General features: G+C 67.0%; 18 protein-coding genes and 1 pseudogene. 10 read left to right on the forward strand and 9 right to left on the reverse strand.

Annotated features, from left to right (window positions below; all coding sequences use genetic code 11):
- From RT567_RS01900 to RT567_RS01925, 6 genes and pseudogenes are all read left to right on the forward strand, one after another.
- Positions 1–213, forward strand: a pseudogene (locus RT567_RS01900) (hypothetical protein); the annotation flags it as partial.
- Positions 210–731 carry a S26 family signal peptidase gene (locus RT567_RS01905; protein ID WP_313573951.1) on the forward strand — a complete coding sequence of 174 codons (522 nt, stop codon included), beginning with the start codon at positions 210–212 and terminating at the stop codon, positions 729–731. The pseudogene RT567_RS01900 and the gene RT567_RS01905, both read left to right, overlap by 4 nt.
- Positions 725–1,324, forward strand: a complete 600-nt coding sequence (locus RT567_RS01910; protein WP_312204211.1) for a lytic transglycosylase domain-containing protein — start codon at positions 725–727, stop codon at positions 1,322–1,324. Before RT567_RS01905 ends, RT567_RS01910 begins: the two co-directional genes overlap by 7 nt.
- Positions 1,321–1,596, forward strand: coding sequence for a hypothetical protein (locus tag RT567_RS01915; RefSeq protein ID WP_312204213.1), 276 nt, complete (start codon positions 1,321–1,323; stop codon positions 1,594–1,596). The genes RT567_RS01910 and RT567_RS01915 overlap by 4 nt, the downstream gene beginning before the upstream one ends.
- Complete coding sequence (locus RT567_RS01920) at positions 1,589–1,981, forward strand: AlpA family phage regulatory protein (protein WP_312204215.1); 393 nt, start codon at positions 1,589–1,591, stop codon at positions 1,979–1,981. Before RT567_RS01915 ends, RT567_RS01920 begins: the two co-directional genes overlap by 8 nt.
- Positions 1,982–2,053: 72 nt before the next feature.
- Complete coding sequence (locus RT567_RS01925; RefSeq protein WP_312204217.1) at positions 2,054–2,359, forward strand: DUF3817 domain-containing protein; 306 nt, start codon at positions 2,054–2,056, stop codon at positions 2,357–2,359.
- 315 nt (positions 2,360–2,674) lie between these two features.
- Here RT567_RS01925 and RT567_RS01930 read toward each other — a convergent pair whose 3' ends face one another.
- A complete protein-coding gene (locus RT567_RS01930) occupies positions 2,675–2,932 on the reverse strand; it encodes a hypothetical protein (RefSeq protein ID WP_312204221.1) in 258 nt (85 codons plus the stop codon).
- Between the two features lie 64 nt (positions 2,933–2,996).
- Positions 2,997–3,233 carry a DUF378 domain-containing protein gene (locus RT567_RS01935; protein ID WP_312204223.1) on the reverse strand — a complete coding sequence of 79 codons (237 nt, stop codon included), beginning with the start codon at positions 3,231–3,233 and terminating at the stop codon, positions 2,997–2,999.
- Between the two features lie 259 nt (positions 3,234–3,492).
- Here RT567_RS01935 and RT567_RS01940 point away from each other — a divergent pair, with 259 nt between their 5' ends.
- The 3 genes from RT567_RS01940 to RT567_RS01950 all read left to right on the forward strand — a co-directional run bounded on the left by RT567_RS01940 (position 3,493) and on the right by RT567_RS01950 (position 4,944).
- Entirely contained in the window at positions 3,493–3,651 is a 159-nt protein-coding gene (locus RT567_RS01940) for a hypothetical protein (protein WP_313045660.1), read from the forward strand.
- Between the two features lie 538 nt (positions 3,652–4,189).
- Positions 4,190–4,390 (forward strand): hypothetical protein, encoded by a 201-nt coding sequence (locus RT567_RS01945; protein ID WP_312204227.1) that lies wholly within the window; start codon positions 4,190–4,192, stop codon positions 4,388–4,390.
- An 89-nt stretch (positions 4,391–4,479) separates the two neighbouring features.
- Complete coding sequence (locus RT567_RS01950; protein ID WP_313573954.1) at positions 4,480–4,944, forward strand: hypothetical protein; 465 nt, start codon at positions 4,480–4,482, stop codon at positions 4,942–4,944.
- Between the two features lie 13 nt (positions 4,945–4,957).
- On the opposite strand, the gene xth is transcribed toward RT567_RS01950, so the two are convergent.
- Together xth and RT567_RS01960 are read right to left on the reverse strand one after the other, a co-directional pair.
- Positions 4,958–5,731 carry an exodeoxyribonuclease III gene (xth, locus tag RT567_RS01955; RefSeq protein ID WP_312204231.1) on the reverse strand — a complete coding sequence of 258 codons (774 nt, stop codon included), beginning with the start codon at positions 5,729–5,731 and terminating at the stop codon, positions 4,958–4,960.
- Positions 5,732–5,859: 128 nt separating this feature from the next.
- Complete coding sequence (locus tag RT567_RS01960) at positions 5,860–6,099, reverse strand: DUF6894 family protein (protein WP_312204233.1); 240 nt, start codon at positions 6,097–6,099, stop codon at positions 5,860–5,862.
- On the opposite strand from RT567_RS01960, the gene RT567_RS01965 reads away from it, so the two are divergent.
- A complete protein-coding gene (locus RT567_RS01965) occupies positions 6,098–6,871 on the forward strand; it encodes a Crp/Fnr family transcriptional regulator (RefSeq protein ID WP_313573956.1) in 774 nt (257 codons plus the stop codon). The two genes, RT567_RS01960 and RT567_RS01965, sit on opposite strands and share 2 nt — an antisense overlap.
- A 14-nt stretch (positions 6,872–6,885) precedes the next feature.
- On the opposite strand, the gene RT567_RS01970 is transcribed toward RT567_RS01965, so the two are convergent.
- The 5 genes from RT567_RS01970 to RT567_RS01990 form a co-directional block, all read right to left on the reverse strand.
- Positions 6,886–7,644, reverse strand: coding sequence for a Crp/Fnr family transcriptional regulator (locus tag RT567_RS01970; protein ID WP_312204236.1), 759 nt, complete (start codon positions 7,642–7,644; stop codon positions 6,886–6,888).
- A gap of 150 nt (positions 7,645–7,794) precedes the next feature.
- The gene (locus tag RT567_RS01975) at positions 7,795–7,986 is read right to left on the reverse strand and encodes a hypothetical protein (RefSeq protein WP_312204238.1); all 192 of its coding nucleotides are present in this window, start codon (positions 7,984–7,986) and stop codon (positions 7,795–7,797) included.
- Between the two features lie 78 nt (positions 7,987–8,064).
- On the reverse strand, positions 8,065–9,798 hold the full coding sequence (locus RT567_RS01980) for a hemerythrin domain-containing protein (protein WP_313573958.1): 1,734 nt from the start codon (positions 9,796–9,798) through the stop codon (positions 8,065–8,067).
- A gap of 344 nt (positions 9,799–10,142) precedes the next feature.
- Entirely contained in the window at positions 10,143–10,430 is a 288-nt protein-coding gene (locus tag RT567_RS01985; protein WP_312204242.1) for a PQ-loop domain-containing transporter, read from the reverse strand.
- A 65-nt stretch (positions 10,431–10,495) separates the two neighbouring features.
- On the reverse strand, positions 10,496–11,443 hold the full coding sequence (locus RT567_RS01990; protein WP_313573960.1) for an NAD(P)/FAD-dependent oxidoreductase: 948 nt from the start codon (positions 11,441–11,443) through the stop codon (positions 10,496–10,498).
- Positions 11,444–11,552 lie beyond the last annotated feature (109 nt).

Raw genomic sequence — 11,552 nt, forward strand, 5'->3', positions numbered from 1 at the left:
ACCCTCGGCCAGGCCGCGCGTGACGGTCAGGGCCGGGGCGGCGGCTCCTTCCTCGGAGATGCGGGGGATGCGGCGGCCATCGAGGGGGCGCGCGTGGGCGGTCGTCTCGTAGACCGTGAGCTCGGCGTCAGGCCGGCGGTGCGGGTGGCGGCCGGGTCCCGCGTCCAGGTGATGATCACGCGCGATCTGGTTCTGGAGGCCTACCAGCCATGACCCGCATGTTCACCCGGCGAGGCTGGCTCGCCCTGATCGCCGCCCTGATCGCCGCCTTGGGCGCGGTCATGACCCTTCCGCTCGCCGCCGCACGCCTGCCGGAGATCTTCCTGGTCAACGAAAGCCGCAGCCTTCCGCGCGGACTCTATGTACGGCGCTTCAACGCCGCCCCCGACCGCGGCCGTCTGGTCGCCTTCGTCCAGCCTGAGGCGGCGCGGTCCTATCTGGCGGGCCTGGGCGCGCCGCCTGACATGATGCTGCTCAAACGGGTGGCGGCCGTCGGCGGAGATCATGTGTGCCGCAGACGGGACGGCCTTCACGCCCCAGGCGTCAGGGCGCCGGTCAAGAGTCAGGATCGCGCCGGCGCGCCGCTCCCGGGCTGGACGGAGTGCCGCTTTCTGGAGGCGGACGAAATCTTCCTGCTCGGGGATACCCCCGAGAGCTTTGACAGCCGCTACTTCGGGCCGGTGCGGCTGCGAGACACGAAGGGCGTCTTCGCGACGGCGGCGACATGGTGAGGCTGGCTCTGGCCGTCTGGCTGCTCGGCGTGACGGCGGCCTGTCCGGTCGCCGCCCAGGAGGTCGACTGGAGCCGGGCGGGGGGCGACATGTTCGGATCGGAGGTCCCGCCGGCGCCGCGGGAGCCCGAAGGCGGGGAGGTCCGCCTGGCGGAGCGGGATCCCCCCTTCCGCCAGGCCCTGGCGGAAGCGGCGGCGCGACACGGCCTTGATGACAAGCTGCTCCAGGCTCTCGTGGCTGTGGAAAGCGGCTTCCGCCCGCGCGCGGTCTCGTCCGCCGGCGCGGCCGGGTTGACCCAGCTCATGCCTGGCACGGCCCGGGAACTGGGCGTGGAAGATCGCTTCGACCCGGCCGACAACCTCAGGGGCGGTGCCGAATACCTGGCGCGGCAGCTTTTGAAATTCCAGGACCTGCGTCTGGCCCTGGCCGCCTTCAACGCGGGGCCCGCGCGGGTGGAGCGGCTGGGCCGGGTCCCGAGAATCCCGGAAACGGAAGCCTACGTAGATCTGGTGCTGTCCTGCTACCTCGCCCTGGCCGCTGGCCGGGACGTCCGTTCCGCCCGGGACTGCCGCAGCCGGGAGAGACGCCCATGATCCCGGAGACAGGCCGGACGATCCAGGACGACGGGGCGGAGGATCTTCTGACGCGCAAGGAAGCGTCCGCCTTCCTGGCCAGCATGGGGGTACGCCTGAAACCGGCCACCCTGGCGCGCCTCTGGTCCATGGGCGGGAACGGGCCGCCCTGCCGTCATGTGAGGTCGCGACCCTTCTATCCCCGCGGCCTGTTGCGGGCCTGGGCCCTGGCGCAGATTTCCGAAGTTCGCACGGCTGCGCCGGCGGCCGCCCGGGCGCGTCGCCGTGGCTGAGGGAGGGGTTCCCGGCGAGGAGGGCGCCGCCCCCGAGGGGCGTCTGCTGGTCTGGTCCGAGGTCCAGGCCCTGGTCGGCGTCAGCCGGACCACGGCCTGGCGTCTGCAGCAGACAGGGAGCTTTCCGGCCTCTGTCGCCCTTTCGCCCGGGCGGGTCGGCTGGTGGGAGAGCGAACTGGAGGCCTGGCGGAAAAACCGCGACAGACGGCGCTGGCGGAGCCCCGCCGTTCAGCGTCTCACGGGAACGGGCCGACGCAGCCGAAAACCCCGGGAGGAGGGTGTTCTAGCGAAGCTTGAGGCGGCCACGTCCAAGGCGCCGCCGCTAAAACCACGCCGGCCGCGCGGGACGGCCGTCCATCCTGACCAGATCGACTTCGACTTCTGATGCGGACGCCACGGGCTGGAACGAGCGCCGCTTAGCGGCTATGCGACCGGCCTGATGTTGAAGGGGCCAGGCATGCTGAAGCTTTTCCGTCTCGTGGCCCTCGTCGAGGGCGTCACGACGATCGCTCTCTTCTTCGTGGCCATGCCGATGAAGCATCTCCTGGGGAATCCCGTCCTCATTCCCTCGACGGGCATGGCGCATGGACTGGCCTTCATCGCCTATGTCCTGGTCATGATCCCGGCCCTGGCGTCCAGCCGCGCCGATGGGTGGGGATGGCTGCGCACCGCTCTGGCCGCCCTGGTGCCGCTGGGAACCTTCATCAACGACAGCTATCTGAAACGGCTTCAGCGCCGTCGGCGCGCGCTCGGCTTCCTCTAGGTCGGTCTGCAGCACCGGCTTGCGCCCGGGCGGGTTTCACGGTCACTGACGTCATGGGGAAATATGATCCGCTTCGCGACTACCTGAAGAGGCAGAGGGTCGACGCGCTCGAACTGAGTTTCGCCGAGATCGAACTCAGGCTGCGCGCCATGCTTCCCAAGGGCGCGGGTCTTCCCGACTGGTGGGCTGACGAAGTCGAACCGACGCCTCGCGATGTGCAGAGGGACGCCTGGCGAGCCGCCGGCTTCCGAGCCTGCCTCATCCCCGGCAAGGAACGGGTGAGATTTGAGCGTAGACGCTGATCGTCGAGAAGGGTCAGGCGCCCGCGTCCGGGAAGAGGACCGCACCGGATGGTTCGCGATCGATCCTGCCGAAGAAGGGCTCTTCGGACACCGGCTCACGGGACGTCTCCACCGATCCGACCGAGCGATCGCCGTCGAAGACGTAGCCGGTCCGACCGCTGAAGCGGAGGGCTCTGGCCTCCTGCAGCGCCGGGCCGTCCTCGACAGCCTCCAGCAGCTTCATCTCGACATCATGCTGATCGTCGCCCTCAATGAAACAGAAGTAGATCATGGGTCCTCCATGGACAGGTCTTGCGAAAGACGTCCGGGGCAGGGCGGGCCGGCCCCGGCGCAGGTCAACGGGCGAAGCGACGGCCCGGCTCGGCGTGCGGTTCATCGATCTGCAAGGGCCGGGCGAAGGGGGCCAGCTGCCAGAGGCCCGAAAGCCCGACAAGACTATAGACGCCGCCGGCGACTGCGGAGCCGTCGCCGAAGAGGGCGGAGACAAGGTTGAAATCGAAGGCGCCGAGGAGACCCCAGTTCACGGCGCCGATGATGACCGGGAGAAGGGTGATGAGGTTGACGGCCTTCATGGTCTGTCCTCCGTATGATGCCGATCAACCGGCCGGACCCCCGTCCTTGTTCCGGCGAGATCGGTATCGGTCAGAGACCCGGGCCTGAGCGCGCCGGGCCGCCCGTCCTCGCGAGGCGGCGCGCCTTCTCTTCCGCCCGGCTCGAACCCGAGGGCGAGATCCAGGATTGATGTCATGGGGCCGACGCCGCAGGAGGCGCAGACCGATGATCAGGAACCAAAAGTCCGATGGGGCCGGGCCCCGCAGTGAGGGACCAGGAGTGGTGGAAGAAGCCGCCCACGGCGCTCCGGAGGCCGCTGCTCAGCAAGGCCAGGCCAAGCCGCTCGCGGATCTGGCCGACGACGGGGCGGACGAACTGCTTGTCGACGGTCAGGAGGAGGTGTTTTCCCGGACGGAGATCGAGAGCGGCCGGATCTAACACCATGTCGGTGAGGAGCGTCGCCCCAGTGTCGTCTTCCCGACGCACGCCTCCTGAATAGGAACTCGCGCTCGGGCCATGGTTTCAGATCACATGCCCCATCCCCTCCAGGAGAAGGACGCCCAGTGGCGTCTACGCGGCCAGGGCGCCAGGCCGATCTTCGATCGCGGCGTGGCGCCGGCCGGCGCAGATGAAGAGGCCGGAGGCGCGCGCTCGGTCGCCCCTGCAGAGGACGGTCCCGAGGACTCGTTGCCCACGGAGCCTGTATTCCAGCCGGGAGGACCACGTCTCACGCCGACGGTACGGATGCGCGGTCGCCATCGGTCTGGTCATGGTCGTGCTCGGCTTCGTGAGCCTGTGAATCGGGCGGACCTTACGAGCCGTGGGCTATCCGTCGCAGAGCTGTCCGCGCCCCCTATTCCCTAAGAAAAGGACCAACATGACCCGGAATCCCCATGAAGCCTCGGCCAGGGCCGTTCGAAGCAACCGACCGGTTGAGGCCCAATACGTGCGCCAGGGCCGAAAAGGGTCGCGGATCATGGCGGTCCTCCTGGGAGGTCTGGTGCTGACGGCTGTCGGCTTCGCCTTGGTCTGGGCCGTCTGGGCGGGTCCATTCGCCTCTGCCCCCGTGGATAACGTGGCCCAGGTCGAAGACTCCGCAGCCTTCCAGGAGGAAAGTGTTCAGAAATCGACGGCGGAGGCCTCCGCCGACGAACAGCCGGCGACGTCGACGTCGTAACGCTGACGCTGAAGATGCAGAGCTTTGTCTTCGAATCCGACGCAGGGCCTGAGGGCAGAAGGATCAGGTGGGAATCGAGCCTTGCCTCGGTGCAGGAAGCCCAGGTGGAGGCGGTGCGCACCCTGGGCGAGCTTCTGCGGGACGACGGAGTCGCCTTCTGGAGCTCGGCAGAGGCGCGGATGACGGTCTCTTCGCCGCAAGGCGAGATCCTGTTCCAGCTGGTGCTGAGCTCGATAGGGACGTCAGCCCTTGCCGCTCTTGTTCGGGACGAACGACGAGAGGACCCGAGCGCCTGTCGCAAGGCCCTGGGGGAAATGCGCGAGATCGCCGCCGCAGCAGCGCTTCAGGATAGTCCCATGACCGATCAGGAAGCCCTGCACACCCTCGCCGCCATCGCGGCCTGGGTGCAGGCCGAGGCGCCGACCGACGGCGCGGCCTGCGGGGCCGTGATTGATCTCCTGGTCGATCTCACCGCCGGGGTCGATATCGACGCCCTGGACGACGCCCAGGCCATGAAGCTGTTTCGCCGGATCGAGAAGAGCCTGGCTGTCTGACCTGGCCGGCGGATCAGGTCGCGATCTCGATCCAAGTCGGCGCGTGATCGCTCGATCTTTCCCAACCTCTGACCTCGCGATCGACATTGGAGGCGCGGAGGCGATCGACCAGGGAGGGGCTGACCAGAAGGTGGTCGATACGCAGTCCGGCGTTGCGGGCGTAGGCGTTCCGGAAATAGTCCCAGAAGGTATAGAGGGTCTCCTGCGGGTGGTGCAGGCGCAGGGCGTCCGTCCATCCCTGGTCGAGCAGACGGCTGAACACCTGCCGCGCTTCGGGACGGAAAAGCGCATCCTCCGTCCAGCGCTCGGGCTTGTAGACGTCGGCCGGGGTCGGGATGATATTGTAGTCGCCCGCCAGCACCACGGGCGCGCCGGTTTCGATCAACCGGGCGGCGTGGGCGACGAAGGCGTCCGCCCAGCCGAGCTTGTAGTCGAAGCGGGGACCGGGGGCCGGATTTCCATTGGGCAGATAGAGGCTACCGACGAGGACGCCGTTTATCGCCGCTTCGATATAGCGGCTCTGGCCCGGATCGGGGTCGCCCGGAAGGCCCCGACGGGTCTCGTGGATAGAGGCCTCCCTCGCCAGGATGGCGACGCCGTTCCAGCTCTTCTGGCCCAGCCAGATCGCCTCGTAGCCGAGGTCGCCGAGGGCCTGGGCGGGGAAGTTCGCCTGCTGCGCCTTGAGCTCCTGCAGACAGACCACGTCGGGACGGCTTGTTTCCAGCCAGCGGAGCAGAACAGGCAGCCGGCCGTTGATCCCGTTGACGTTATAGGTGGCGATCCTCACCGCAACTCCTGAGAGGGGGATGAGGGCCGGCGGCGGTCGCCTGCAAGCGGCATGGGAGACGTGAAGCACATGGCTTGTAAAGGCGGCCGGCCCGAAAGCCGTTCCGCCTGGAGCCTGTCGGGGCCGCCTCAGGAGACTCCGTCCGGCGGGGCTGAGGCCTGGATATCCACGCGCCAGATCTCGCGGGCGTCGGGGTTCAGAACGACCAGTCCGAAGCTGGCCGGTCTCTGTCCGGGCGACGACTGTTCAGCGAGCAATTCGGCGGCGAACCGGACTCCTTCGCGATAGGCGGCGACGTCCGAAGCGGCCTCGTTCTCGAGCAAGAGTTCCTTGTCCGGTTGCGTGACAATATATTTGTAAAGCGCCATGACAGATATTTATACGCGGGAACGTGAACATCGGATGATTTCGGGTCAGACGCCGACACAGGGGCTGATCGCCAGGCTCGAGAGGCGGGACAGGATCAGTCCTGCCGAGCGGACGGCGCTGGGGCATGCGCTCGACCCCCCCGTCCTGCATCGCGCGGGAGAATTGATCCTGCGCGCGGGCGCCAGGCCGTCAGACTGCCGTCTGCTCGTTTCGGGGCTCGCCGCCCGTATCAAAGGATTTCAGAACGGCGCGCGCTCCATCACCCAGTTGAGCATTGCTGGAGATTTTCTGGACCTGCACAGCCTGGTCATGAAGCAGGTGGACCATGGCGTTCTGGCCCTGACCGACTGTATCACCGCGGCCGTGCCTCACCGCCTTATGACGGACCTGATCGAGAGCCAGCCTCATCTCGGTCGGCTGTTCATGCTGGAGCTGGCGATCGACGGGGCGATCCAGCGCGAATGGTTTCACCGGCTCGGACGCCAGGACGCGCTCGGGCGGATGGCCCATCTCCTGTGCGAGCTCGACACCCGGATCGCTATGGCGGAACTGGGAGACGAAGACGGCTTCAGCCTGGCCATGACCCAGGAAGATTTCGCCGACTGCCTCGGACTTTCATCTGTGCACGTGAACCGGACGCTCGCCGAGCTCCGTCGACCCAATCTGGCGACCTGGCATGCGGGGCGGGTTGAAATTCATGACCGCGCGGGCCTCGTAGCGCTGGCGGCTTTCGATCCGGCCTATCTTCGTCCGCACGTGGCGCCGATCTAGAGGGCGACCGCGGATCAGTCGGCCAGCGCGATCCGCAGTCTTTCGCCAGGGGCGACTTCCCGCTGCAGATAGGCGGGGTCGAAATCGGCCACGCGGACCAGCTGGTCCCAATCGAGGACATGGGCTGCCCTGCCGGCGAGGGACACCACAGATCGGAGGGCTTTCAAGGTGCGGTTGACATGGACGGAGGTCATGCCCGTCGCGTCGGCGATCTGGTTCTGGGTCAGGGGAAATTCGAAGGAGACAACCCGGGTTTCGTGGGCTCCCAGCCGCGTCGCGGTCTCGCACAAGAGGTGGGCGATACGACCCGCAGCGTCCTTTCGGCCTATGTTCACGACCCATTGCGAAAGGATGGCGGCGTCGACCATGCAGTCACGCCAGAGCGCTTCCGCCAGGGCGGGGTGCCGGGCCGCAGCGGATCGCAGGGCCTGATGAGGGATTTTCAGTATCCTGGTTCGAGAAAGAGCCTGCAGGGCCGAGGTCGCGCGGGGCTCCACCACGGATTGCAGATTGGCTATGTCGCCGGGCACGTGAAGCGCCGTGATCTGCCGGTCTCCCCGGGCGTTCTGACCAAAGCGGCCCAGCACCCCTGTGACGACCAGGGTTGCGAATTCTGTCATCTCGCCGAGCGCCACATGGTCAATGTTCGCCTCCAGCTCGGCTGGAAAAGCGGGCAGATCCAGTACGGCCTGCTGTTCGGCGGGGGTGAGTTGGGAACGAAGGTTCAGACGGTTCAGAAAAATCTGAAGGCCGGCTCGGTTTTGGTGAGGCAAACGAACTCTCCGCTATGCAGCGGGAGCCAGCGCCCTCGGCCGTCGAGGCCTGCGGGCTCATCTCGATGGTTAGGGACCATGGTCTGGGGGAGAAGCCGCCGCACTAACCTATGATAGAAGCGCCCGATGCTGCGGGGGTAATCGGCTGCGTCAGCAGGTGCCGATACGATCCGTCATCATTGGCGCCGCTTCGCCCTCCATCACGAGTTCGCCGACAATCCTTCCCGTGGCTCTCAGGGCGTCCAGCTGCTCTTCAGCCTGATCCCATTCCCCCGCATGCAGGTGGCAGGACAGGGTCTTGCCCAGCCATTCGTAGTCGATGAGGAAAGTCTTGTCGGCCATGATGTTTCTCACTGATCCGAGCTGAGCGGCGGCGAAGCGAGATGCGCCCGGTCTGCTGACCGAACGCATCCCTGATCTTCAGCGGCGGTTCTCCCATCCACGGCGGGAGGCGTCAGAATGGCCGCGGGAGTCCCCGAACCAGCCTCCATGTCCGCGATCCGATCCTCTTGAGCGATCATCGTCGTCACGGCTCGAATGGCTTCTGCTCTCCCAGCCGCGCCGCGCCGCTTCGGCATGGCCACGGGAGTCTCCGTACCAGCCGCGGCCGTCCCCATCATCATCGTCGCGCCCGCGGTAGGAACGGCTGTCGCGCTCCCGATCGGAGGAAGAACTCCGACCGCCGCCGCGACTCGATCGGTCGTCATCGTTCATGAAGCGGCCCTGGTCGTCGCGATCACGGTCGAAAGATGAGCTCCGTCCGCGCCCGCCGCCGCCGCGACCTGTTCGGTCGTCGTCGCTCATGAAGCGGCCCTGGTCGTCGCGATCACGGTCGGAAGAGGAGCTCCGTCCGCGCCCGCCGCTGCTGCGGCCCGATCGGTCGTCGTCGCTCATGAAGCGGCCCTGGTCGTCGCGATCACGGTCGGAGGACGAGCTGCGCCCACGTCCGCCGCCGCCGCGGCCTGATCGGTCGTCGTCGCTCATGAAGCGGCCCTGGTCGTCACGGTCGCGGTCCGAGGACGAGCTGCGGCCGCCACGACCCGATCGATCATCGTCGCTCATGAAACGGCCCCGATCATCCCGGTCGCGGTCGTCATCGCCGTGAGTGGATCGGCGCTCGTCCCCGCCGCGCCGGGCGGCCTGGGCGTGACCGCGGGAGTCGCCGTACCAGCCACGGCCGTCCCCATCATATTCGTCATCACGGAAACTGCGTCCCTCCCCACGGCTGCGCGCGGCCATGGAGTGGCCCTCGGAGTCTCCGAACCAGCCGCCGCGACCGTGACCGCCTCTATCACTGTCGTCCCGGCGGTCGTCGTCGCGAGAGCGCGAATAGGATCCGCCGCGGCGATCATCGTCGTCATCGCTGACGAAACGACCGCGTTCGTCTCGTTCCGGTCCTTGATTTCTGGGCATGCCATACTCCTGGGTTGGGCGATTTTCGCCTTGCAGTTGATGAAACGACACGAGGTGCGACGGGCGCAGCCGGTCGGCCTCCTTCAACAGCCGTCGCTTCCGTTCCTGAAGTCGGCGGCCCAGCGCGGCGGTGTCGACGCCGGCTGCCGTCGCCTTGGCGAAGACGCCCGTCCGGGGGGCCTCCTCCTCGGCGACATGGTGTTTGATCTGCTCGGCGAGGACCTTGAACCGGGCGGACTGGAGCGGATCGTCCTGGCTGCTGGCGAGCAGTTCGATGATCAGCAGCTTGGCGCAGTCGTGCTCGACCTGGGCTTCGTCGAGGGCGTCCTCGGTCTCTTCGCCGTCCGCCGCGCGGCAGGCGGGGTAGAAGATTTCTTCTTCGAGCAGGGTATGAAGCGTCAGTTCGGTGCAGGCCTCGCGAATGATCGCGGCCTTGCGCCGATCGGAGGCGGACTCGTACTCCGCGACCAGGACCTCGACCCGGCGATGATCGGCCTTGAGCAGCTCAATGGCGTCGGCCCCCGGATCGGATGCGATGTCCGGGCTCTTGCCGGTCTTTCGCGGCTGAGCGGGTTTTTCCTGGTTCGCGGCGGCCGATGACGCGGCGCCCGTCCCGGTGTCGTCGGGAGAGGCTTTTGCGCCTGCGACAGGCTTTCCGGACGGCGGGGATGGATCAGCCGCGCCGGCGGCCGTGGGCGGTTTTAGGGCTGGGGAAGCGGCGTTGTCTTCCGGCGTCTGCATGACGGCTCCTGTCGAAAGGGGACAGGGGGCAAATCGGCCTTGCCGATGCGAGTTCCGGCCTCGCCCTTAGGACCCGGGCCAGGATCGCAACTGCAAGGCTCAGTCGATCTGGCGGCTTCTTTTCTGCTCTGCATGTGGGGCTTTGCCGGTGGAATTCCGGTCTGGCGGGCTCGCGGACCTTAGCTTGACCGCATTGTCCGCCGTCCGCGCTTCAGCGTTCTCGCCAGGGCCTCGCGCTGCGAGGCTGCTTCGAAATTATTCCTCGGGCGATGCTCTATGGAGACCTTATGTCGCATAGGCGTCTCATCCGGATCGGTCGCGAAGGAGGGCGTCGGCTGGGGGCGTTAGGATTTCGCCGCGCGGGGACCATTGTCCCTGAAGCGCCACTTCATGAACAGCACGCCCGACGCCATGGCCAGGGCGCAGGCGTTCGCGATCGTCACGGGCCAAGCCTCGGTCATGACGCCGTAGATCACCCAGAGGACGAAGCAGGTGACGGTCAGCCCATAGGTCTTCAGGCTTACCGCCGAGGCGTCCCTCTCTTTCCAGATCTTGACGCCCTGGGGCGCGAAGCTGGTGATGGAGCAGACGGCGGCGGCCGAGCCGACGATATTGGCGACGAGTTCACTCATAGAGCCGCAACGTCAGGCGTCATCTGCTGTTCCTGGGGTCGGACGCGCTCGCGGCGGCATGGCCGCTAGGTCCGGCTCTGGAGCGTGGCCTGCTCCCGCTCGCGCAGCCAGTTGTGGGTCCTGGTGGCCGCCACGGCGCCGTGGCCCATGGCCACGCTGATCTGATCCAGGCCTTCCACAAGGTCTCCTGCGGCGAAGACGCCCTCCACCCGGCTCACGAAGACGGAGTCGGACGTCACGCAGCCGGCCTCGGTGAGATCGAGTCCGAGCTGCTCCGCCAGGATTGACCGCGGTCGACACCCCAGGGCCGGGTAGATGACGTCGAACGTCAGCGAGGCGCCTGTGTCGAGACGGACGGTGATGTCATCGACGCCGGGTTGGAGAGCGAGCAGGGCGCCGGCTTCCAGCCGGATCCCCGCATCAGCCACGTCCCGGGCCTCGGCGGAGGAGAGTTCGGGACGGTTGAGCGGCATGAGAGTGAGGTTTTGGGAATATCCGCGCAGGAAGAGGGCTTCAGCGGCGCCATTGGTGTCGCAGCCGATCACGCCTATCCGTTTGCCGATATGCTCATATCCGTCGCAGACCGGGCAGTAGCGCAGCACCCCCGCCCGGATGGCCGCCTCATGGACGGCTTCCGGCAGATCGACCTGGTTGAGATCCACGCCGGTCGCCAGGATGACAGCGCGGCTCACGAGCGTGGAACCGTCTGCGAGATGCAGGTTAAATCCGCCGGCTACGGCCTTGATGGCCGCCACCTCCGCCTCCTGGATGGCCGCGCCGTACTGAACGGCGTGGCGAGACATGCGGGCGATCAGATCCGGTCCCCGAACGCCTTCCGGGAATCCGGGAGCGTTATGGGTGAGAGGAATGCGCAGGGCCCGGCTCTTCCCGTCATGCAGCACGAGAACCTTCCGGCGATATCGCGCCAGATAGAGGGCTGCGGTGAGGCCTGCTGGCCCGGCGCCGATAACGACGACATCGGGTTCAGAGGTCGGTTCTGTTTCTGCGGCCATGGGTTCGTTTCGTGGTGGGCTTTCCAGCCAACAGATGGGGAAGCGTGACGTTCCGTTTCCGTAGCGCTGAACGAAGCACGCCGCAGATCAGGGGCTGAGCTGGACCATT

It is taken from the genome of Brevundimonas sp., assembly GCF_032107865.1.
GTDB lineage: Bacteria > Pseudomonadota > Alphaproteobacteria > Caulobacterales > Caulobacteraceae > Brevundimonas.